The 22354-nt window shown below is 68.7% G+C and carries 21 protein-coding genes and 1 tRNA gene; 12 read left to right on the forward strand and 10 right to left on the reverse strand.

The window, feature by feature from the left end:
* Positions 1-109: 109 nt before the first annotated feature.
* From RAN53_RS06510 to RAN53_RS06530, 5 genes are all read left to right on the forward strand, one after another.
* Complete coding sequence (locus RAN53_RS06510) at positions 110-1555, forward strand: NAD-dependent succinate-semialdehyde dehydrogenase (protein ID WP_305796000.1); 1446 nt, start codon at positions 110-112, stop codon at positions 1553-1555.
* Between the two features lie 30 nt (positions 1556-1585).
* The gene (gene gabT / locus RAN53_RS06515; protein WP_305796001.1) at positions 1586-2878 is read left to right on the forward strand and encodes a 4-aminobutyrate--2-oxoglutarate transaminase; all 1293 of its coding nucleotides are present in this window, start codon (positions 1586-1588) and stop codon (positions 2876-2878) included.
* A 360-nt stretch (positions 2879-3238) separates the two neighbouring features.
* Entirely contained in the window at positions 3239-3835 is a 597-nt protein-coding gene (locus RAN53_RS06520) for a hypothetical protein (RefSeq protein ID WP_305796002.1), read from the forward strand.
* Between the two features lie 242 nt (positions 3836-4077).
* Positions 4078-5409 carry a sulfite oxidase gene (locus RAN53_RS06525; protein WP_305796003.1) on the forward strand — a complete coding sequence of 444 codons (1332 nt, stop codon included), beginning with the start codon at positions 4078-4080 and terminating at the stop codon, positions 5407-5409.
* Positions 5410-5418: 9 nt separating this feature from the next.
* The gene (locus RAN53_RS06530; RefSeq protein WP_305796004.1) at positions 5419-5799 is read left to right on the forward strand and encodes a hypothetical protein; all 381 of its coding nucleotides are present in this window, start codon (positions 5419-5421) and stop codon (positions 5797-5799) included.
* A 75-nt stretch (positions 5800-5874) separates the two neighbouring features.
* Here the strand turns inward: RAN53_RS06530 and RAN53_RS06535 are convergent, their stop codons facing one another.
* The 8 genes from RAN53_RS06535 to RAN53_RS06570 all read right to left on the reverse strand — a co-directional run bounded on the left by RAN53_RS06535 (position 5875) and on the right by RAN53_RS06570 (position 12581).
* The gene (locus RAN53_RS06535; RefSeq protein WP_305796005.1) at positions 5875-6873 is read right to left on the reverse strand and encodes a zinc-dependent alcohol dehydrogenase family protein; all 999 of its coding nucleotides are present in this window, start codon (positions 6871-6873) and stop codon (positions 5875-5877) included.
* 55 nt (positions 6874-6928) lie between these two features.
* Positions 6929-7729 carry a DUF2797 domain-containing protein gene (locus tag RAN53_RS06540; protein WP_305796081.1) on the reverse strand — a complete coding sequence of 267 codons (801 nt, stop codon included), beginning with the start codon at positions 7727-7729 and terminating at the stop codon, positions 6929-6931.
* 43 nt (positions 7730-7772) lie between these two features.
* Complete coding sequence (locus RAN53_RS06545; protein WP_305796006.1) at positions 7773-8057, reverse strand: YeaC family protein; 285 nt, start codon at positions 8055-8057, stop codon at positions 7773-7775.
* A gap of 43 nt (positions 8058-8100) precedes the next feature.
* Positions 8101-8955 carry a rhomboid family intramembrane serine protease gene (locus RAN53_RS06550; RefSeq protein ID WP_305796007.1) on the reverse strand — a complete coding sequence of 285 codons (855 nt, stop codon included), beginning with the start codon at positions 8953-8955 and terminating at the stop codon, positions 8101-8103.
* A 177-nt stretch (positions 8956-9132) separates the two neighbouring features.
* On the reverse strand, positions 9133-10137 hold the full coding sequence (locus tag RAN53_RS06555) for a metallophosphoesterase (protein ID WP_305796008.1): 1005 nt from the start codon (positions 10135-10137) through the stop codon (positions 9133-9135).
* Position 10138: 1 nt separating this feature from the next.
* A complete protein-coding gene (locus tag RAN53_RS06560) occupies positions 10139-11056 on the reverse strand; it encodes an NAD(+) kinase (RefSeq protein WP_305796009.1) in 918 nt (305 codons plus the stop codon).
* A gap of 65 nt (positions 11057-11121) precedes the next feature.
* A complete protein-coding gene (locus tag RAN53_RS06565) occupies positions 11122-11991 on the reverse strand; it encodes a carboxylate/amino acid/amine transporter (protein ID WP_305796010.1) in 870 nt (289 codons plus the stop codon).
* Positions 11992-12065: 74 nt separating this feature from the next.
* Positions 12066-12581 (reverse strand): YqaE/Pmp3 family membrane protein, encoded by a 516-nt coding sequence (locus RAN53_RS06570; RefSeq protein WP_305796011.1) that lies wholly within the window; start codon positions 12579-12581, stop codon positions 12066-12068.
* Positions 12582-12743: 162 nt separating this feature from the next.
* On the opposite strand from RAN53_RS06570, the gene RAN53_RS06575 reads away from it, so the two are divergent.
* The 6 genes from RAN53_RS06575 (at position 12744) to putA (ending at position 20486) form a co-directional block, all read left to right on the forward strand.
* The gene (locus RAN53_RS06575; protein ID WP_305796012.1) at positions 12744-13151 is read left to right on the forward strand and encodes a CBS domain-containing protein; all 408 of its coding nucleotides are present in this window, start codon (positions 12744-12746) and stop codon (positions 13149-13151) included.
* A gap of 353 nt (positions 13152-13504) precedes the next feature.
* Positions 13505-13578 (forward strand) — tRNA-Gly (locus tag RAN53_RS06580).
* A gap of 12 nt (positions 13579-13590) precedes the next feature.
* The gene (locus RAN53_RS06585) at positions 13591-14010 is read left to right on the forward strand and encodes a hypothetical protein (protein ID WP_305796013.1); all 420 of its coding nucleotides are present in this window, start codon (positions 13591-13593) and stop codon (positions 14008-14010) included.
* Between the two features lie 57 nt (positions 14011-14067).
* Entirely contained in the window at positions 14068-14883 is an 816-nt protein-coding gene (locus RAN53_RS06590; RefSeq protein ID WP_305796014.1) for a helix-turn-helix domain-containing protein, read from the forward strand.
* 367 nt (positions 14884-15250) lie between these two features.
* Positions 15251-16741: a sodium/proline symporter PutP gene (putP, locus tag RAN53_RS06595; protein ID WP_305796015.1), complete on the forward strand. Its 1491-nt coding sequence runs from the start codon at positions 15251-15253 to the stop codon at positions 16739-16741.
* Positions 16742-16820: 79 nt separating this feature from the next.
* Entirely contained in the window at positions 16821-20486 is a 3666-nt protein-coding gene (putA, locus tag RAN53_RS06600; protein WP_305796016.1) for a bifunctional proline dehydrogenase/L-glutamate gamma-semialdehyde dehydrogenase PutA, read from the forward strand.
* Between the two features lie 122 nt (positions 20487-20608).
* Here the strand turns inward: putA and RAN53_RS06605 are convergent, their stop codons facing one another.
* A complete protein-coding gene (locus tag RAN53_RS06605; RefSeq protein WP_305796017.1) occupies positions 20609-20890 on the reverse strand; it encodes a hypothetical protein in 282 nt (93 codons plus the stop codon).
* A 248-nt stretch (positions 20891-21138) separates the two neighbouring features.
* Between RAN53_RS06605 and RAN53_RS06610 the strand changes: the two genes are divergently transcribed.
* Positions 21139-21765, forward strand: coding sequence for an OmpW/AlkL family protein (locus RAN53_RS06610; RefSeq protein WP_305796018.1), 627 nt, complete (start codon positions 21139-21141; stop codon positions 21763-21765).
* An 81-nt stretch (positions 21766-21846) separates the two neighbouring features.
* Here the strand turns inward: RAN53_RS06610 and RAN53_RS06615 are convergent, their stop codons facing one another.
* A complete protein-coding gene (locus RAN53_RS06615) occupies positions 21847-22347 on the reverse strand; it encodes a gamma-glutamylcyclotransferase family protein (RefSeq protein WP_305796019.1) in 501 nt (166 codons plus the stop codon).
* Positions 22348-22354 lie beyond the last annotated feature (7 nt).

Here is a 22354-nt window from a genome sequence, read left to right on the forward strand (position 1 = left end):
CTGGCGCGACCTTTCATCCGCCACCGCCGGCGGGATGCCGACCGCTTGGCGAAGCGTTTTAAATAATGCACACTGCGTAAAATATGCCAATAACACCCCCGGAGGACCCATGCCAGAGCTGCCCGAATTCCTGATTCCCAAGGCCTTCATCGCCGGTGAATGGCGCGATGCCGAGACGCGCTTCGCCGTCACCGACCCCGCCAACGGCGAGGTGCTGGCCGAGGTGCCCGACCTGGGTGCCGAGGCCACCCGCGATGCCGTGGCCGCCGCCGAGGCCGCCTGGCCGGCGTGGCGGAAGCGCACCGCCAAGGAGCGCGCCAATCTGCTGCGCGGCTGGTACGACGCCATCATGGCCCATCAGGAGGAGCTCGCCCGGCTGATGACCCTGGAGCAGGGCAAGCCGCTGGCCGAGGCCCGTGGGGAGGTAGCCTACGGCGCCTCCTTCGTGGAGTTCTACGCCGAGGAGGCCAAGCGCGTGGCCGGCGAGACCCTGCCCAGCCATGGCGTCGACAAGCGCATCCTGGTGTTCCGCGAGCCCATCGGCGTGGTGGCCGCGATCACCCCCTGGAACTTCCCGCTGGCGATGATCACCCGCAAGTGCGCCCCGGCGCTGGCCGCCGGCTGCCCGGTGGTGATCAAGCCCGCCGAGGCCACCCCGCTCACCGCCCTGGCCCTGGCGCGCCTGGCCGAGCTGGTCGGCTTCCCCGCCGGGGTGATCAACGTGGTCACCGCCAGCCGTCCGGCCGAGATCGGCGAGGTGCTGACCACCGACCCGCGGGTGCGCAAGATCTCCTTCACCGGCTCCACTCCGGTGGGCAAGCGACTGCTGGCCCAGTGCGCCGGCACCGTCAAGAAGGCCTCCATGGAGCTGGGCGGCAACGCCCCCTTCATCGTCTTCGACGACGCCGACCTGGACGCCGCCGTGGAGGGCGCGATTGCCTCCAAGTACCGCAACTCCGGCCAGACCTGCGTGTGCACCAACCGCCTGCTGGTGCAGGCCGGCGTCTACGATGCCTTCGTCGAGAAGCTCGCCGCCCGGGTCGCCGAGCTCAAGGTGGGCAGCGGCCTCGAGGAGGGGGTGACCCAGGGCCCGCTGATCAACGCCGCCGCGGTGGAGAAGGTCGCGGCGCACATCGCCGACGCCCTGGCCAAGGGCGGGCGCCTGGTGACCGGCGGCAAGCCCCATACCCTGGGCGGCACCTTCTTCGAACCGACCGTCATCGCCGATGTCAGCGAGGAGATGCGCGTCGCCCGCGAGGAGACCTTCGGGCCCCTGGCGCCGGTGTTCCGCTTCGAGACCGACGAGCAGGCCATCGCCATGGCCAACGCCACCGAGTTCGGCCTGGCCGCCTATTTCTACGCCCGCGACTACCGCCGCATCTGGCATGTCATGGAAGGCCTGGAGTATGGCATGGTAGCGGTGAACGAGGGGATCCTCTCCACCGAGCTGGCACCCTTCGGCGGCGTCAAGGAATCCGGACTGGGACGCGAAGGCTCCCATCACGGCCTGGATGAATATACTGAACTAAAATATGTGTGTGTCGGCGGCCTGTGAACGTCCGCCACCCAACCACCAGGAGGCAACATGACCAACGCTGAACTCAACGACCTGAAGAAGCGCTACGTCGCCAACGGCGCCGCCAGCCCGGCCACCCAGTTCGCCGACCGGGCCGAGAACGCCCTGGTATGGGACGCCGATGGCAATCGCATCATCGATTTCGCCGGCGGCATCGGCGTGCTCAACATCGGCCACCGCCACCCCAAGGTGGTGCAGGCGGTCAAGGACCAGCTCGACAAGGTCATGCACACCTGCCAGACCGTGATGCCCTACGAGGGCTACGTGAAGGTGGCCGAGAAGCTCAGCCAGGTCACCCCGGTGCGCGGCCATGCCAAGGTGATGCTGGCCAACTCCGGCGCCGAGGCGCTGGAGAACGCCGTCAAGATCGCCCGCGCCGCCACCGGCAAGAACAACGTGATCTGCTTCGACGGCGGCTATCACGGCCGGACCTTCATGACCATGGCCATGAACGGCAAGGTCGCGCCCTACGCCGGCGACTTCGGCTCCATGCCGGGCAACGTCTTCCGCGCCCCCTACCCGGTGCCCTACCACGGCGTCAGCGAAGATGAGGCCCTGCGCGGCCTGAAGATGGCGCTCAAGACCGACGCCAACCCCCGCGATACCGCGGCCATCGTGCTCGAGCCGGTGCTCGGCGAGGGCGGCTTCTATCCGGCTCCGGCGAGCTTCCTCAAGGCGATCCGCGAGATCTGTGACGAGCACGGCATGCTGATGATCGTCGACGAGGTGCAATCCGGCTTCGGGCGCACCGGCAAGATGTTCGCCATCGAACACAGCGGCGTGGAGCCCGACATCATCACCATGGCCAAGAGCATGGCCGACGGCATGCCGATCTCCGCGGTGGTGGGCACCGATGTCCACATGGACGCCTCCGGCGCCAACTCCCTGGGCGGTACCTATACCGGCAGCCCGGTCTCCTGCGCCGCCACCCTGGCCGTGCTGGAGGTCTTCAAGGAGGAGAACATCCTGGAGAAGAGCCAGGCCCTGGGTGACAAGCTGGCCAAGCGCTTCGAAAAGTGGCAGCAGGCGTTCGACTGTGTCGACAACGGCCGCAACATGGGCGCCATGGCGGCCATCGACCTGGTCTCCGACAAGGCCAAGCACACCCCGAATGCCGACCTGGCGGCGGCGCTGTGCAAGCGCGCCCGCGAGAAGGGGCTGATCCTGCTCTCCTGCGGCCTCTACGGCAACACCATCCGCTTTTTGATGCCCGTCACCATCGAGGACGAGGTGCTGGAAGAGGGCCTGGCCATCGTCGAGGAGTCCCTCAAGGAGCTGGTGGGCCAGCCCGCCACCGCCTGATCCCGGCGACCCCGCCCGACCTCACCGCCCGGCCACGTGCCGGGCGGTGCTCGTATTGAAAGCTCAGAGTCATGCTCTGGCATGAGAGGCGCCGGGAAGCCTCGAGTAGGGCTAAGGGCTATCGCAGCTAGCTATGCGGCGATAGCGAAAGGCGCCGGGGACAGGCTGAAGAGGGGGTCCTATGCCAGGGATGGCATCGGTAGCGCCCAAGGACGGGTTCACAGCGCCCCCTCGCAGGCCTGTCACCGGAAAAGCCTTGAGCGGTGCTTCCAACTGCAATTGCCCTGGAGTAGGGCTCTCCCTACTTGCATGGATAACAGCCAGCCAGGAAGATAGCGGCGTCCACCGCGAGGCCATAGCGTGATACTCAGAACCCTCTCCCTGCTGCGCTCCCTCCAGGGCGCCCGCGACACCGCCGACGAGGCCCGTGGCCGCGTGCAACAAGCCAGCGACTACCGCTGGCTGCGCGACCAGCTGCGCCACGGCGCGGTGGTCGACGAGGCGGCGCGCCTCGCCGACGGCACCCCGGCGCTGGCCGTCGCCCTCGCCTACCCGGCCACCGCGAAACGCCTGGCCGGGGGCAGCTGGCCCGAGACCCCCGAGGCCCGCGAGCGCTGCCATGTGGCCGGCACCCACGCCTGCCGCGCCGCCGGCGCGCCGGCTTACCGCACCCTGGAGGGCCTCTCCCGCGGCGTCGCGGAGGGCGCCATCGCCGTGCTGCGCGACGCCGCCCGCTTCCAGTACCTGCTGGAACGTGACGCCCTCGAGCTCGCCTGGCGGCGTCCGCAGCGCCTTCCGGCCGGCCTCGCCGCCGCCCTTCCCGAGTCATCCGGCGCCAGCGGCTGGTTCCTTCTCACGCTGCGGGTGCCCGGCACCACACTGCCTCCCCGCCTCACCGGGGCCTGGCTCGACGAACGCCTCGACCGCTATCGGCGCATCCTGCCCAGACTGGGCTGAGCCCGCACCCGCCTGACTGTCACCGACACGCCCATGGCCTACCGATACGTGCGGGCTGCGACGGCGCGATCACGCTGCATGCCCGGGGTGCCCCCTGCACACCGAGCGGCAATTCGCCGCAATCCTGCTACGCTGGAATAACGTAAGACCCGAGCAAGGGACGACTCCGGCACCAACACCACAAGCACAACAAAGGCGCGGCGCCGACGGGACACCGGCGCCTGACCATCAGGAGCAGTGCCATGACGAAACGCCCCCCCGACACCCGAACCCGCGGCCTCCATGAGCTCTATGCCGAGGACCCCGCCGCGGCGGATCGTAAGCTCTGGGACCGCGAGGTCGACCCCGTGACTCGGCGCGGCTTCCTCAAGCGCTCGAGCCTGCTGGCCATGGCAGCCGCGGTGGGTGGCTCGATCCCCTTCGCCGACAAGATGCCCGGCGGCCTGATCCCGGCGGCCCTCGCCCAGAGCGAGGAGCCCTTCACCCTGGAGGGCAAGGAGGGCCTCACGGTCCTCAACGACCGCCCGATCAACGCCGAGACCCCGGCCCACCTGCTGGACGACGACATCACCCCGGCGAAGCACATGTTCGTGCGCAACAACGGCATCCCCCCCGAGGTGGAGAGCATCGACGCCGACACCTGGGAGCTGGAAATTGCCGGGGAATCCTGCGAGAACCCGCAGACCTTCACCATCGCCGACCTCAAGGAGAGGTTCGAGCACCACACCCTGCAACTGCAGGTGGAGTGCGGCGGCAACGGCCGCAGCGAGTACGTGCCTTCGGCCAGCGGCAATCAATGGACCACCGGCGCGGTGGCCTGCCCCACCTTCACCGGCGTGCGCCTGCGCGACGTGCTCGAGGCCTGCGGGATCAAGGACGATGCCTTCTACATCGGCTACTACGGCGCCGACCGTCACGCCAGCGGCGATCCCAACAAGGAAGCCATCTCGCGTGGCGTGCCCATGTCCAAGGCCCTGGAGGACGAATCCCTGATCGCCTGGGCCATGAACGACGAGGACATCCCCTACCTCAATGGCTACCCCCTGCGCGTCGTCTGTGGCGGCTGGCCGGGGTCGGTCTCCGGCAAGTGGCTCAAGCGCATCGTCATCCGCAACGAGAAACACGACGGTACCAAGATGGGCGCCCCCTCCTACAGCGTGCCCAAGCATCCCGTGGCACCCGGCAGCGTGGTGCCCAACGAGGACTTCGTGACCATCGAGTCGATGCCGGTGAAGTCGCTGGTAACCTTCCCGAAGTCCGGCATCGACCATGCCCTCGGCGAGGCCATGGAGGTTCGCGGTCACGCCTGGGCCGGCGACCTGGCCGTGAAGGAGGTGCACGTCTCCATCGACTTCGGCGCCACCTGGCAGAAGGCCGAGCTCAAGGCGGCACCCAACCGCCTGGCCTGGCAGCGCTTCACCACCCCGGTGGAGTTCCCCGAGCCCGGCTACTACGAGGTGTGGGCCAGGGCCACCGACGATGAGGGCCACGCACAACCCATGGTCGTGCCGGGCTGGAACCCCAAGGGTTACCTCAACAACGCCTGTCACCGTATCGCGGTCCAGGTGGCCTAGGAGGCAACCATGAAACCTTTACATGCACTCGCCATGCCGACGCTGGGGGCGGCCCTGCTGTGGCTCCCCCTGTTGGCGGGGGCCCAGGAGACGGACCCGGAATCCGGCCTGGTGATGGCCGAGGGGTGGGAGACGGTACGCAGCAACTGCACCGCCTGCCACTCGGCCAACCTGGTGACCCAGAACAGCGGCACCCGCAACCACTGGGAGTACCTGATCCGCTGGATGCAGGAGACCCAGGGGCTATGGGAGTTCCAGCCCGAGACCGAAGATACCATCCTCGACTACCTGGCCGAGTACTACGGTCCCAAGGAGGACACCCGCCGTCCGGCGCTGCCGCGCACCCTGATGCCGGATAACCCCTACCCCACGGTCGCCGACTCCGGCTGATCCCCGGCACGCCAACGACGACAGGCCCCTCGCGAGGGGCCTGTTCTCGTTCAGGGTCAGGGAGCGGGGAAAAGCTCAGGGAATCAGCACCGCCGCCCCGGAGAGGCGCCCCTCGCGCAGGTCGTCCAATGCCTGGTTGGCCTCCTCCAGCGGATAGCCACGGGTCTCGGTGCGGATCGGCACCCCGGGGGCCAGGGCCAGGAACTCCTCGCCGTCGCGGCGGGTGAGGTTGGCCACCGACTTGACCGAGCGCTCCTCCCACAGCAGGCGGTAGGGGAAGCTCGGGATGTCGGACATGTGGATGCCGCCGGAGACCACCACGCCGCCGGGGCGCACTCGGGCGAGAGCGGCGGGGATCAGACCGCCCACCGGGGCGAACAGCAGGGCGGCGTCGAGGGGTTCCGGCGGTGCCTCGTCGCTGCCGCCGGCCCACTCGGCGCCGAGGCGGCGGGCGAAGGCCTGGGCCTCGGCATCACCGGGTCGGGTAAAGGCGAAGACGCGCTGGCCGCGGGCGACGGCCAGCTGTGCCAGGATGTGCGCCGCGGCGCCGAAGCCGTAGATGCCCAGGCGCCGGTTCGCCTCGCCGCCGGCCAGGCGCCAGGTGCGGTAGCCGATCAGCCCCGCGCAGAGCAGCGGTGCACACGCCTGGGCATCGTCGTCATGCACGGCAAAGCAGTAGCGGGCATCGGCCACGCAATACTCGGCGTAGCCACCGTCGCGGGTGTAGCCGGTGAACTCGGCGCGCTCACAGAGGTTCTCCTCGCCACGCCGGCAGGGGGCACACTCGCCGCAGGTCCAACCCAACCAGGGCACGCCCACCCGCTGGCCGGGCGCGAGTCCGCTCACCCCCTCCCCCAGTGCGGTGACCTCGCCGATAATCTCGTGGCCGGGCACCAGCGGCAGGCGTGGTTTGGTCAGCTCGCCATCCACCACGTGCAGGTCGGTGCGGCAGACGCCGCAGGCCAGCACTCGCAGCTGGACCTCTCCGCCCCCCGGGCGGGGCCGCGGCAGGCTTTCCAGCACCAGCGGCCGGCCGGGGGCATGCAGGCGCATGGCGTGCATGGTGTCGCTCATGGGGCGTCTCCTGTCGGCTGACATGTCGGGCTCAGCCGTCAGGATAGTCGAGGTGTCAGGCGACGACCTTGACCTCGTACCCGGTGTACTTGCGCAGGTTGATCACGCCGCTGTCCAGTATCAGGTACTGGCCCTTGAGGCCCAGCAGGGTGCCGGATACCTCGGGGGTCTTGTCGAGGTTATGGGAGACCACCTTGGTGGGATACTCGAGCACCGGATAATCGAGGGCCACCGGTGCCTCGTCCAGCACGCGGATGGCATCCGCACCGAAGCGTTCACGCAGGTTGGCGAGCCCGCCCTCGAGGCGCGCCAGCAGGCGGTCGCGCTCGGCGGGCAGGTCGAGCGCCGCGGTGTCGCCCTTGAGCATGGCCCGCCAGTTGGTGCGATCGGAGACCTCCTCCTTGAACAACATCTCCACGAAGCCGGACTGCTGGCGGGTCTCCACCGCCAGCACCGGCAGCGCCTGGACGGCGCCCTGGTCGAGCCAGCGGGTCGGCACCTGGGTGCCGCGGGTGATGCCCACCTTGAGGCCCGAGGCGTTGGCCAGGTAGACGACATGTGGCTGGAAACAGTGCCGCTCGGCCCACTCGGGCTCCCGGCAGGTGCCCGCGAAGAAGTGGCAGGTCTCCGGCTTGACGATGCAGGTATCGCACTGGGCGAGGCGCTTGAAGCAGGGGTAGCAGTAGCCTTGGGCGAAGCTCTTCTTGGTCGCCCGGCCGCAGTGGGTGCAGGCGATGGCACCGCTCCAGACGAGCGACAACGGCCTCCCCAGACGCGCATTGAGCTCGAGGCGCTGCTCCCCGGCCCGCAGGGTATAGCGAGCCGGCCCGCCGCCCTGCCCCGGGGCGATCGCCATCTTGGTCAGGTGGCCCGTCACCTCGACGGCCGCGGCGATGGTCTCAGTCACGGCCGGCGTCCTTGGCCAGGCCGGCAAGCGCAGGGTCGACATTCGCCCCGCTGCTGGCGCCACCGCAGGTGCGCCGCTCGAGGTAGCCTACTCGCTCGCTCTCGGGAACGTTGTTCTCCACCTCGAAGCGCATCACTGCCTCGAGGCACAATTCGGTCTGCTCGCGAGTCAGCATCCGGCCGTCGGGCCACTTGCGCAGGGACACCGCCTGCTTGAGGCTCGCGTAGATGGCCGGGGTCATCTGCTGGATCATGCGCTCGAAGGTCATATCGCTCATGGTTCATCTCTCTGTGTACATACGCAATGCGGTGACGGCGAGATCAGCGCTGTCGGCGCGCCCGCCCGGAATAATACCAGCCCAGCACCAGGCCCACGACCAGGCCGCCCAGGTGCGCCTCGTTGGCCACGTTGCCGAAGCCCACCGCGCCGGCCATCTCGGTCATGGTGAAGAGCATCCAGCCGAGCATGAACACCACCAGCATCTGGGGCACGAAGAAGCCGCTGCCCGGGGCACGCCGCGACATCAGCCAGACATAGCCGAGCAGCGCGAAGTCGACGCCGGACATGCCACCGAACAACGCCGTACCGGCGGCGTACTGGGCCAGGTTGGCACCGATGCCGGCGGCGAGCAGGATCGTCAGCATGCGCCGGCTGCCCTGCAGCGCCTCGACCTGGCGACCGAAGTACCACAGCCAGAGCATGTTGAAGATCAGGTGCATCCAGCCGAAATGCAGGAAGGCCGGCGACAGCAGCCGCCACACCTGACCCGACGCCAGTGCCTCCGTCAGGCTACCCACCGACAGGGTGCCGGCCGGGCTGATCCCCAGGGGCACGATGGCCAGCCCCGCGATCACCAGGTCGCCGAACACCGCCATGGCGGCAAACACCAGCAGACACAGGCCCAGCGTCGCCGCGGTGAGCGGCACCTGGCGCAGCACCGACGGCAGCGTGTCGGCATTGCCGGGACGCAACGGCGGCGTCTCGACCGGCAGCGGCTCGCCGCGCTGCCAGCGTCCCACCACCTCCAGCAGCGCCTCGTGCTGGGCCGGATCGGCCAGCCATAGCAGCTGGCCCTCTACCTCCTCGGTGATGCGATGGCCGATACGCGCCGCCCACAGGGCGCGGCGCAGTTCACGGGTATCGGCATCGGCGGGCAGCAGCATCACGCGATACATGACATCACCTCGAACGGCGAGCGGCGTCGGCCGAGGGCGACAGACGGACGCGCATAAAAAATCCGGCGGAGGGGGCCGCCGGACAAGAGCAAGGGATCATTCAAGGGAACACCTACTCAGATGGCGGATGGGGTCGGGAGTTCAGCGCCCGGCCCCGGAATTTTGTAACGGTTTGTATCAATCGAGATCGATCTCCCACGGCTGGGGACGCACCCGCTCTTCCCGGGGCACTCCCAGCCACACGAAGTGGTCGGCATCCAGGCGCGACTCGCCGCTCCAGCGATAGGCCACCAGACGCCCGAATTTCACCGCGCTGTAATCCAGGCAGGCGATGTTGGGGGCCGGCAGCGCCGGGACGCCCTCGCACCAGTAGTGGCCGATGAACAGCGGCGGCTCGTCGAGGGCGTAGTGGCTGAGGCGGGCGCGCTCCTCTGCCGTCAGGGGCCGCTGCTCGAGATCCCCCGGCAGGTTGTCGGGCTGGAACACCACATCGCCCCAGGTCTCGGGCGCCCGAGCCCAGAAGTGGGCGCGGAAGCTGCGCCGGGTGAAGCCGTCCCCGGAATGGATATCCACCCCCAACGGCAGGGGAATCTGGATACCCCGCGTGAGGCGATCGAGGATATGGAAGGCCCGGGTGCCGGGTGCCGTGGACTCGATCAGGAAGGCCTCGTCCATGCGGCCATCGGGCCGGCGCCGGTGGAGTTCGTCGACCAGCGCCTGGTCCCAGCAGGCATGCACCACGCGCAGGCCGTCGAGTTCCAGGCACAGCGGGATCTCCAGGAACCAGGCCAGGGCATCCTCCCACTCCTGGGGATGATCGCGATACTGCTCGAGGGTCTCGCGAATGATGCGGTTGTTGCGCGGGGTATGCTCGCGCAGCCAGCCCCGCCCCAGGCCGGCGGGGGCACGCTGGCAGTAGGTCAGGGCGTTGTACTCGTGATTGCCCATCACGATATGCGCCTCGCCCTCCTCCACCATGCGGCGGGCGATCTGCACCGCCAGCCGGATGCGCGGCCCCCTGTCGACCAGGTCGCCGAGGAAGATCACCCGGCGCCGCGGGTGGCGGTAGACACCGCCGCGCTGGTGGTAGCCCAGCTTCTCCAGCAGCGCGGCCAGGGTGGCGCCGCAGCCGTGTACGTCGCCGATCAGGTCATAGCCTTCGAGCCTCGCCCGCTTGTCCACGTCAGTCTCCCAGGCGGTGGCTCCAGCCCAGCTTGCTGCGCAGGACCTCGTAGAAGTTGTGCCCCACCGGATGCACCAGGTGCACCGTCTGGGGCTTGCGGCGAATCACCAGGACGTCATCGGGCTTGGCCACCGCCCGAGTCTGGCCGTCGCAGCTGATATGCGGGTAGGTCTGGTTGGTCTCGCCGATATGGATGCGGATCTCGCTTCCGGCATCCACCACGATGGGGCGGCTCGACAGGGTATGCGGAAACATCGGCACCAGGGTCAGCACGTCCAGCCGCGGGTGCATGATCGGGCCGCCGCCGGAGAGCGAGTAGGCCGTGGAGCCGGTGGGGGTGGCGATGATCAGGCCGTCGCTGCGCTGGCTGTAGACGAACTGGCCGTCCAGGAACAGCTCGAACTCGATCATGCGCACCGCCTTGCCGGGATGCAGCACCACCTCGTTGAGGGCATCGCCGCTGCCCATCAGGGTATCGCCGCGGTAGAGCTCGGCATCGATCAGGAAGCGCTCCTCCACCTCGTAGTGCCCCTCGAGCACCTCACCGACCCGCGCCTCCAGTTCGTCGGGGGAGATATCGGTCAAGAAACCCAGCCGGCCACGGTTGACCCCCAGCACCAGGGTGCCGCTGTGACAGAGGGTGCGCGCCGCGCCCAGCAGGCTGCCGTCGCCACCGACCACGATCACCAGGTCACACAGCTCGCCGAGCATGCGTCGACTGGCCTCGGGATGGCCGTGGTCGAGCAGCACCGTGGCGGTGCGATCCTCGACGATCACATGCAGCCCGCGCTCGTCGAGGAAGCGCATCAGCCGCTTGAGGGTCTCGACGACCTTGGCGCTGCCCAGGCGGCCGATCAGGCCGATGTTGCGGAAGGGTGGCGTCTCGCGCCCCACCGGGGTTCTCTGTTGGGATGGCATTCGGGAGCCTCTCGCATCGCAGCGGCTCATTATGGCGAGCGACCCGGCCCCGGGCAAACCCGACCTCAGGCCGCTTCAGCCGAGCGCCGGCGCACCCACCACTCGTTGAGCAGCAGGGCCGCCAGGATGATGGCCCCGCCCAGCCCCAGGCGGGCGAGGTCGGCATCGCGGTTCCAGATCACCAGGTTGACCACCAGCCCAGCCGGGATCAGCGCATTGTTCATGATCGCCAGTGCCCCGGCATCCACTCGGACGGCGCCGAGGTTCCACAGGAAATAGCCCAGGCCGGAGGCCATCAGGCCCAGCCACAGCAATACCCCCCACTGCACGCCGGTGGTGGGAAGCGCGGCGGCGTTGCCCAGCAGCGCGAAGGCAGGCACCGCCACCGCCAGGGCCCCGAGATAGAACCAGGCGAACACACTGTGACGCGGCAGCGAATCGGGGAGCTCGGCCGACAGCCGTCGATAGCCCACCTGGCCGGTGGCGAAGCAGAGGTTGGCGCCCTGCACCACCAGGAAGCCCAGCCAGAAGCCGCTGCCCACCTCGGCGTAGCGGATCACCGCGGCACCCAGCACCGCCAGCGCCGCCGTGACCAGGTAGAAGGGCGTGAAGCGCCCGAACAGCGCATCGTCGAGCAGGGTGATATAGAGCGGCGTGAAGATGGTGAACAGCAGTACCTCCGGCACCGACAGCAGCAGGAAGGACTGGTAGAAGAACAGGTACATTACCCCCAACTGCACCGCGCCCAGCCCCATCAACAGCCAGCGCTGCCGCCCCTTCAGCAGCCGCGGACGCAGGAAGGGCAGGAACACCAGCGCCGCCAGCCCGACCCGCATCAGCACCGCAAAGTAGCTGTCCACCTGGCCGGCCAGATAGACGCCGATCAGCGAGAAGGAGAACGCCCAGAGGACGGTGACGCCAACCAGCAAGCCCATTGGTAAACCTCAATATATAAACAAGTTTACCAAGCTTACAGGGGGCGCCGCCCCGCTGCCAAGAGGCTCGCGCCTCAGGGGCGCGAGAGGCGTCGCCAGGCGTATACCACCCCGGGTATCCAGCCCAGCAGGGTCAACGCCACGGCGATCAGCACCCGACGTGCCGACTGCCCGGCCAGGCCCAGGGCCAAGGGGGGCAGCAGAATGGCCAGCATCCGGAACGCCAGTCGCACCCGGGGCGGCTCCCCGGAAGCCTCCCCGGGCAACGCCGGGGAGCCGCCCGTGTCACCCACCATACTGTCCGAGGGCGGCGCATAGGTGCCGACCGCTTCGTCGCGGGCGGCCTCGTCATGCGCCAGGGCGCGGCGATGGGCCTCACGGTCGATCTTCTGGGCGATCGATTCGGCGCCCTCGGCCAGGTCGTCATGGTAGCGCTCCCACTCCTCCCAGTCGTGGGGCGTACCGGCCCGGGGTCGATGATCGCCGGCCTCCCGGGCACGCGCCCAGGCCTTCTCTTCCAGGGTGTTGGGGCGTTCACGATCGCGTTCGCCGTCGATCCCCTGCCTGGCGAGGTATTCGCGTGCATCCATGGGCGGACTCCGGTGGATAAAGGAATGGTGAGAACTTTGAGGGGGTGACGGCGCGCCGGGTTCCACAGACGCCGCCAAGCGTTGAAGCCGCCCGCCGGGGCGAGGCGGACAAGCCGCCATGGTCGGCTATGCTAAGGGCAAACCGGCATCAGGAGACCCGCCATGCCCAACAAGGCCCCCACCATCGTGCGTGAGATCATGTCCCGCGACTGCTATCGGGTCACCGCCAGGACCTCGGTCTCGACGCTGGCCGAAGGCCTCTCGCTGCACCGGCTGCCCGGCGTGCCGGTGGTCGACGATCGCGACCACCTCATCGGCTTCATCTCCGAGCAGGACGTGATGGGCAAGGTGCTGGAGAGCGCCTATCTCAACGACGAACCCCCGCTGGTCAGCGACCTGATGCGCCACGAGGTGCTCTCGGTGTCGCCCACCAAGAGCATCACCGACCTGGCCCAGGAGATGCTCGGCAACAAGCCCAAGGTCTACCCGGTCGTGGAGCAGAGCCGCCTGGTGGGCATCGTGACCCGCCGCGATGTCCTCAACGCCATCCTGCGCATGCGCCATCGTTGAGCCGGCTGCCGTCCCCTCGCGACGCCCCGCCACCGCGGGGCGTCGGCGCGTCCGCCACCGCACCCTGAAGGTACAAGCGCTGGATAAAAAGAAGGCCGCCTCGAAGGAGGCGGCCAAGATGCGATCGAAACTGCCAGCGGGGCAACAGTGTTAGCGACTGCTATCGCGACTGGCGGTACAAACTCAGACAGCGGCTGCCGAAAAAGTTCGCGACGGGACCGAATTTTTCTTGTCGCGCCGGACAGAGACCCAAATAAAACAGCCGCTTGGCACCGCCACACCGCCGGGACGGGAAAAACCACCGGAGCGGGCTTGCAAGGCTAAGCAGTTGGTTTTACTATCGAAACCACTTCGCGGGCGTAGCTCAATGGTAGAGCAGAAGCTTCCCAAGCTTAAGACGTGGGTTCGATTCCCATCGCCCGCTCCATCGATTCCTTCCGTGGCCCTACTCCGCCGTTCTCCTCGGGCCACCCTGGTGCGTCCCATGGCCCTGTTCCTGCTGGTCTTCGCCGTCTGTCTGCTGATCTTCGGCGGCATGGTCGGCGTCCTGCTGCTCTCCGGCACGCCGCGCTTTCGCACCGACCCCGACCAACTGCTCAGGCTCTTCGACCAGGCCCTGGAGGGCCGCGTGAACGAGAGCGAATGGAACGCCATCATGGGCTACCCGATCCGTCACGACGACTATCTGGATGGCGTGCGCCGTCGCGCCCAGCGCCTGATGGACGAGCACGGCAACCACGGCCGGGCCGCTCGCGGCAGGCCGCTACTGGACGCGACGGGACATGGCGAGCTCGAGGCGCTGCGCGCCCACCTGGCGAGTCGCCAGGCCCTCCGGGAGCGTTCACGCAGCGTGGAATGAATCACCCTGCCGCACGGGATAAGATGAGGTTTCACCCGCCTGCCGAGGGAGGCCACCATGCCCAGCGTGATCCGCCAGATTCCCCTCGATACCGCCACCCGTCACCATGCCCACGACTTTCATCAGGTGGTGATCGGCCTGCGCGGCCGAGCGGAGTTCGAGATCGAAGGGCTGGGCGGCGCCATATCGGCGCTCTCCGGCTGCATCGTGCCGGCCAACCATGTGCACTACTACGCCGGTACCGGTGACAACCGCCAGCTGATCCTCGATCTTCCGACCCGGTCCGCCGCCCTGACCGGCCCCCAGCAGCGGCTCTCCCGCCTGTTCGACGCCCCCCGCTTCTTCACCCTGGACGACCCGCTCAAGCGCTACCTGGAGTTCCTGCTGCTGGAACTCGAACACGCGGCACACGACGCCGAACAGGGCGACCGCCTCGCCGCCACCCTGCTGGGCTGCCTGCACGGCCGCCTGGCCCGCGATGAACCGACGCCTGCCCCGCGGCTCGACCTGGAGCGGCTCGAGCGATTCATCGAGGCGCATCTTGCCCGCCGCCTGAGCGTCGCCGACCTGGCCCGGGAGGCGTGCCTGAGCGAGTCGCACTTCCGCGACTGCTTCCGTCAACAGACCGGCCTGACGCCCTGGCAGTTCGTGCGCCGACGGCGCCTGGAGGCCGCCCGGCGCCTGCTCGACGAGAGCCGACTGCCGCTGGCGGAGATCGCCGCCCTCACCGGCTTCAGCACCCAGAGTGCGCTATCCCACGCCTGCCGCGAGGCCTATGGCCAGCCGCCGAGCCGCCTGCGTCGGCGCCTGGCCGCCACGCCCCGGCCCGCCGCCGGCGCACCGCACCGAGCCGTCTCGCCGAACACAGATTAAGACAAAAGTCTAACTATTTGACGCCATCGTCGGGCAATTGCCGCGGTTTTCGCAACAACTCCCGCGGAATACATAAGCATCATCGACGCCGGGCACCTACAGTCAGGAGAAGGCCAGGCTGCAACCGCTTCGCCCTCATGGCGCCGACAAGGCCGGACAGGGGTTCCGGTCCCGAACGCCACACGAACCCACCGACACCACAGGAGGCCACCACCCGGGAAACACCGCCACCCAGCCTCGGGACATCCCGGCGTGGCGTGATCGACACAACAAGGTCAACAACAAAGCGGTGCCCGACTGCCGGCCCCTCGGCACTGGCACCAACCACTCGGAGCCAAGCTCCCCCCTGATGAACTGGAGAGTTTTCATGGAAACTGGTGTATGGATCAGCCTGATGGGCTACTTCGTACTCATGATCGCCATCGGCGTTTATGCGATGCAGAAGGCCACCTCGTCCTCCGAGGACTACATGCTGGGGGGACGCGGCCTGAGCCCCAAGGTGGCCGCGCTATCCGCCGGGGCCTCGGACATGAGCGGCTGGCTGCTGCTGGGGCTGCCCGGGGCGCTGTTCGTGTCGGGACTCGGCTCGGCCTGGATCGGCATCGGCCTGCTGGTGGGGGCCTTCTTCAACTGGACCCTGGTCGCCCCGCGTCTGCGTGAGCAGACCGTCCACTACGGCAATGCGATCACCATTCCCGAGTTCCTGGCCAACCGGTTTCCGACCCGCGCGCTGTCGCTGAGGACGGTGTCGGCCATCGTCATCGTGGTGTTCTTCGCGGTCTACACCGCTTCGGGCCTGGTGGCGGGCGGCAAGCTGTTCGAGAGCGCCTTCGCCGGAATATTCAACATCGGCGGCATGAGCGACTACGCATCGGGCGTCGTCATCACCCTGGGCATCGTGCTGGTCTACACCGTCATCGGCGGCTTCCTGGCCGTCAGCCTGACCGACTTCGTGCAGGGCTGCATCATGATGCTGGCGCTGGTGATCATGCCGGCGGTAGTGCTCTTCGGCGAGGGCGGCGGCGGCTACTCCCAGGCCTCACAGACGCTCAACGAGGTGGACCCCACCCTGCTCACCTGGACCGAGGGGCTGACCATCGTCGGCTGGCTGTCGGCGGTGACCTGGGGGCTGGGCTACTTCGGCCAGCCGCACATTATCGTGCGCTTCATGGCCATCCGCAGCCTCAAGGAGGTTCCGATCGCACGCAACATCGGCATGTCCTGGATGGCCATCTCGCTGATCGGCGCCGTGTCGCTGGGCATCTTCGGCCGGGCCTACGCCGTGCGCAACGGCATGAACGTCGAGGACCCGGAGACCATCTTCATCATCCTCGCCGACCTGCTGTTCCACCCGCTGATCACCGGCTTCCTCTACGCCGCGCTGCTGGCGGCGATCATGAGCACCATTTCCAGCCAGCTTCTGGTCTCTTCCTCGTCGCTGACCGAGGACTTCTACCGGCTCTTCCTGCGCAAGCAGGCGTCGGACAAGGAGACGGTCGCGGTCGGCCGCATCTGCGTGGTGCTGGTGGGCATCGTCGCCGTGATCATCGCCTCCAATCCCGATTCCCAGGTCCTGGCCCTGGTCAGCAACGCCTGGGCAGGCTTCGGCTCGGCCTTCGGTCCCCTGATCATCCTCTCGCTGATGTGGCCGCGCACCAACGGCGCCGGCGCCATCGCCGGCATGGTGGTCGGTGCCCTCACCGTGATGATCTGGATCTCGCTGGGCTGGAACGGCTCCTTCATGGGCGGGCCCGGCGTCTACGAGATCATCCCCGGCTTCATCGCCGCCTGGGTGGCCATCATGGTGGTGAGCCTCGCCACCGCCGATGCCGGTGAATATCAGCATATCGCGCGCTAGGTCAGTACCGAGATCCCACGCTGAACCAAGCAACGTCATGTGGCCCCGCTCGCGGGGCCACTTGCAGGAGAGATCAACCATGAACCACGCCAACCCGGGTCCCCAGCAGGTCGAGAACGCCCTACGAGCGCGCATCCGCGACCACTATTCGATCGATGAGGCCAGCGTACTGAAGGGGCTGCTGGAGCAGCTCCGGCTCTCCGAGGAGGAGCGCCGCCGGATCGCCGAGGCCGGCGCCGGCTACGTGGCACGCGTGCGCAAGGACACCTCCCCCTCGATGATGGAGGCGTTCCTGGCCGAGTACGGGCTCTCCACCGCCGAGGGCGTCGGCCTGATGTGCCTCGCCGAGGCCCTGCTGCGGGTCCCCGATGCCGAGACCATCGACGATCTGATCCACGACAAGATCGAACCGTCGGACTGGGGCGCCCACCTGGGCAAGTCCTCGTCGTCGATGGTCAACGCCTCGACCTGGGCGCTGATGCTCACCGGCAAGGTGCTCGACGACGATCCCAAGGGCCCGGTGCGCGCGCTGCGCGGCCTGGTGCGCCGCATGGGCGAGCCCGTGGTACGCACCGCGGTGGGCCAGTCGATGCGCATCCTCGGCCGCCAGTTCGTGCTCGGCCAGACCATCGAGGAGGGCATGAAGAACGCCCGCGAGCTCGAGAAGCAGGGCTACACCTACTCCTACGACATGCTCGGCGAGGCGGCGCGCACCGACGACGATGCGCAGCGCTATCACCAGGCCTACGCCGCGGCGATCGAAGCGATCGCCAAGCAGGCCCAGGGCGACGTGCGCGGCAGCCCCGGCATCTCGGTGAAGCTCTCGGCGCTGCATCCGCGCTATGAGACCACCCATCGCGAGACCGTGATGGAGGTGCTGGTGCCACGCGCCAAGGAGCTGGTGCAGCAGGCGGCCAGGGCCAACATAGGCTTCAACATCGACGCCGAGGAGCAGGACCGCCTGGACCTGTCGCTGGACGTGATCGAGGCGCTGATGGCCGACCCCAGCCTCGACGGATGGGACGGCTTCGGGGTCGTGGTGCAGGCCTACGGCCGCCGCGCCGGGCCGGTGATCGAGGCGCTCTACGATCTCGCCGAGCGCCTCGATCGGCGCATCATGGTGCGCCTGGTCAAGGGCGCCTACTGGGACACCGAGATCAAGCTGGCCCAGGAGATGGGTGTGGAGACCTTCCCGGTCTTCACCCGCAAGGTCAACACCGACGTCAGCTACATGGCCTGCGCGCGGCTGCTGCTGGATCGCCGCGACCGCATCTACCCGCAGTTCGCCACCCACAACGCCCACACCTGCGCCGCCATCGTCGCCATGGCCGGCGACGACAAGGACAGCTACGAGTTCCAGCGCCTCCACGGCATGGGCGAGTCGCTGCACCATATCGTCAAGCAGACCGAAGGCACCCACTGCCGCCTCTACGCCCCGGTGGGCGCCCACCGCGACCTGCTCGCCTACCTGGTGCGCCGCCTGCTGGAGAACGGCGCCAACTCCTCCTTCGTCAACCAGGTAGTGGACGACTCGATTCCCCCGAGCGAGGTAGCCCGGGACCCGGTGGCCGGCCTGCTCGAGCTGGGCGATGCCATCTCAAGCCCCATGATCCGCCAGCCCGGCGAGCTGTTCGCCCCCGAGCGCAGGAACTCCCGCGGCTACCGGATCAATGAGCCCGCCTCCATCCTGCCGCTGCTGGCGGCCCGCGAGACATTCGCCGACGCCACCTGGACCGCCGGCCCCATGCTGGCCGGCAGCCCCGCGCCCCGGGGCGAGGCGCGCGACGCCCTCTCCCCCGCCGACACCTCACGCGTGGTCGGCAAGGTCCACGAGGCCACGCCTGAGGAGGTCGCGGCCGCCCTCGACGCCGCCGAGGCGGGCTTCAAGGAATGGTCGGCCAAGCCCGTCGCCGAACGCGCCGCGGTGCTGCGCCGCACCGCCGACCTCTACGAGGAGCACATCGCCGAGCTGACGGTGATCTGCACCCGCGAGGCCGGCAAGATGATGTTCGATGGCATCGCCGAGGTACGCGAGGCGGTCGACTTCCTGCGCTACTACGCCAACGAGGGCGAGCGGCTGGAGGCGGAGGAGCCCGGCAGCGCCCGCGGCATCTTCGTCTGCATCAGCCCCTGGAACTTCCCGCTGGCCATCTTCACCGGCCAGATCGCCGCGGCCCTGGCGGCCGGCAATGCGGTGCTCGCCAAGCCCGCCGAGCAGACACCCATGATCGCCGCACGGGCCGTCGAGCTGATGCGCGAGGCCGGCCTGCCCGAGGCGGCGCTGCAGTTGCTGCCCGGCGACGGCCCCACCGTGGGCGCGCCGCTGACCGGGGATCCGCGCATCGCCGGGGTCTGCTTCACCGGCTCCACCGAGGTGGCGCAGATCATCCACAAGACCCTGGCACAGAACGCCGGCCCGGATGCCATCCTGATCGCCGAGACCGGCGGCCTCAACGCCATGATCGTGGACTCCACGGCGCTCACCGAGCAGGCGGTTCGCGACATCCTGATCTCCTCCTTCCAGTCGGCCGGCCAGCGTTGCTCGGCGCTGCGCATGCTGTATGTCCAGGAGGAGGCGCGCGAGCGGCTACTGCACATGCTCGACGGCGCCATGGATGCGCTGACCATCGGCGACCCCTGGAACACCGACACCGACGTCTCGCCGGTGATCGACGCCGAGGCCCAGGCCGACATCGGCGCCTATGTGGCGGAGAAGAAGAAGGCGGGCAAGGTATTGAAGACGCTGCCCGCGCCGGACGTCGGCACCTTCGTTACCCCGGCCGTGATCGAGGTCGGCGGGATCGAGGAGCTCGAGCGCGAGATCTTCGGCCCGGTGCTGCACGTGGCCACCTTCAAGGCGCGCGACATCGACAGGGTGGTCGATGCGATCAACGATCGCGGCTACGGCCTCACCTTCGGCCTGCACACCCGCATCGACGACCGCGTGCAGCAGATCGTCGAGCGCATCCACGTCGGCAACATCTACGTCAACCGCAACCAGATCGGCGCCATCGTCGGCTCCCAGCCCTTCGGCGGCGAAGGGCTCTCCGGCACCGGGCCCAAGGCGGGCGGCCCGCTCTACGTCAACCGCTTCCGGCGCACCGCCCAGGAGGAACGTCTGGAGGCGCCCGCGGGCGATGCACTGAGCCGGGAGACGCTGCAGTCGGCCCTGAACGGCCTCGACGCCCGCAACTGGGCGGCGCGGCCGGATCGCGTGGAGGTGCTGCGTCGTGCGCTCTCCGGCAAGGGCGGGGTGATCCGCAAGGCACTGGCCGAGACCGCGGCGCTGGACATGACACCCCAGACGCTGCCCGGCCCGACCGGTGAGAGCAACCGCCTGTCGATGTACCCGAAGGGCATGGTGCTGTGTCTCGGCCCGACCCTGGAGATCGCCATCGCCCAGGCGGTGCAGGCGCTGGGCTGCGGTTCCCCGGCGCTGGTGGTGGCCCCGGGGGCGAGCCAGGCGGTCCGACCGCTGATCGAGGCGGGGGCGCCGGTCGCAGGCCTCGACGGCAGCGTCGAAGCCGAGACGCTGACCGAGCTCGGCGGCATCGTCAGCGTCGCCGCGGCCGGTTCAGGCGACTGGACACGGGCGCTGCGCATCGCCCTGGCCAGGCGCGAGGGCGCCATCGTGCCCCTGGAGACCCAGGTCATCGCCCCGGAGCGCTACGTGGTGGAGCGCCACCTGTGCATCGACACCACCGCCGCCGGGGGCAACGCCAGCCTGTTGGCCACGGCCGAGTAGGCCGAGCAAGTCGGCGCGAGGCCCCCCTCGCGTCACCCCACCCTCAGCAGGCAGGCCCTTACCCGCCCTTACCCACCAGCAGGCCGCCCTCGGGCGGCCTGCGACGTTTCTGCAGGAAGGCATCAACCGGCGAGCGTCCGCCATGCCAGCAGCAGGGTGAAGGCGACCAGCGCACCCAGCCGCCAGGCCGGCGACGGCACTCGCCCGCCCCTCTCCATCACCAGCGGCGCGGCGAAGGCCGCCCCCAGGATGGCGGCCCCCAACAGGACCAGTGGCAGCCGCAGCGCCATGGGCAGGGCGGCGATCAACTGCGGCTCGAGCAGCAGCCACACCCCCAGGCCGGCGGCCAGCAACAGCCCCGCCAGGGTCAGTCGGCTCTCGTCCCGCGGGCTCGCGTCTCCCATCCCGGCTCCTCCATGGTTCGTCCCCCCGTAAGTGAAGCCGATAGCGGCGAGTTCGGCGACCTGTCGCGATGCAGCGACACCGATGAACGGCGAGCCGCTCGACACGGGCGGCACCCAGGGGGTGGCACTTCACCGCACTGCGTCATTCTCTTGCCCTGGATCAATTCAAGTATCGGGAGCGGCGGCTACACTGAACTTATCTTCCCATGCGGCGTCGTGCCGCACCCGAGCCAGCAGGAGCCGACACCATGCACAAGAGCGCCCTCTCCACCCTGATCGCCGCCGGCGTGGCCGCCGCCGCCGTCACCGCCAGCACCCAGGCCTTCGCCTACGGCGCCGGCGACTTCTTCACCCGCGTCGGCGTGGCCAAGGTCGAGCCCAAGAGCGATAACGGCGACATCCTCGGCGGAGCCGATGTCGACGTTCAGGACGATAGCGCCTTCGCCTTTACCCTGGGCTACCGCTTCACCGACAAGCTGGGCGTGGAGCTGCTGGCCGCCGAGCCCTTCGACCACGACTTCCAGGTCGAGGGCGTGACTGGCGGCTCCGTCGATCACCTCCCGCCGACCCTGACCCTGCAGTACTACCCGCTGGGCGGCACCGACGCCCGTGTGCAGCCCTATGCCGGCATCGGCGTCAACTACACCACGTTCTCCGATGAAGAGTTGGATGCACCGCTGTCGGTCGAGTTTGACGACTCCTGGGGCGCCGCCGGCCAGCTGGGCGTCGACCTGCTGATCGACGACCACTGGGCCCTCAACGCCGCCGCTTGGTACCTGGATATCGACACCGACGCCAGCCTCAATGGCAACGACATCGGCAAGGTGGAGATCGACCCGGTGGTGGTGATGGGCGGCATCAGCTACCGCTTCTGATCGCCCCGCTCGACACGACGAGGCCCGCCATATGGCGGGCCTCGTCGCGTGCGGGAGCGGCGGGTCGAATCAGGACCGCCTTCAGCGTGGCGTAAGCCGCGAGAGGCCGAGGGCGGCGAGGGTCGCGGCGTCGAGCCCGGTAACCGCCTCCACCGCCGCGAGCCGCGCGTGGTAGCCGGGACTCAGGAAGGGTTCGCCGGCCAGCAGGTGCTCGAGGTACTCCCGCGCCGGCCGCAGCGCCTCGGCGGTGGTACCCGGCGCGGCGATGTAGACCCAGGCCTCCAGGGTCCCCTCCTGGGTCACCACCGGCAGGCGGTGGCGATCGTACTCCCGGGGGTAGCCCTCGTAGGGATCCATGTCCAGGATCTGGCCGGGATGCTCGAGCTCGAACAGCGCTCCCTCGACCCGTTCGCCCGGCCGGGGCACCACGTTGGCGTGGGCGATGCCCGCCACCCGGGACGCCTTGTCGAAACGCAGCGCGTGGTCATGCAGCACACCGGCCAACACTTGGCGGGTGGGGCCGATACGGGCGGCGACACGGGCGGGATTCATGTTACTGCCATAGGCAAAGTAGTAGGGCATGGCGCGG

It is taken from the genome of Halomonas sp. SSL-5 (assembly GCF_030708455.1).
Lineage (GTDB): Bacteria > Pseudomonadota > Gammaproteobacteria > Pseudomonadales > Halomonadaceae > Halomonas.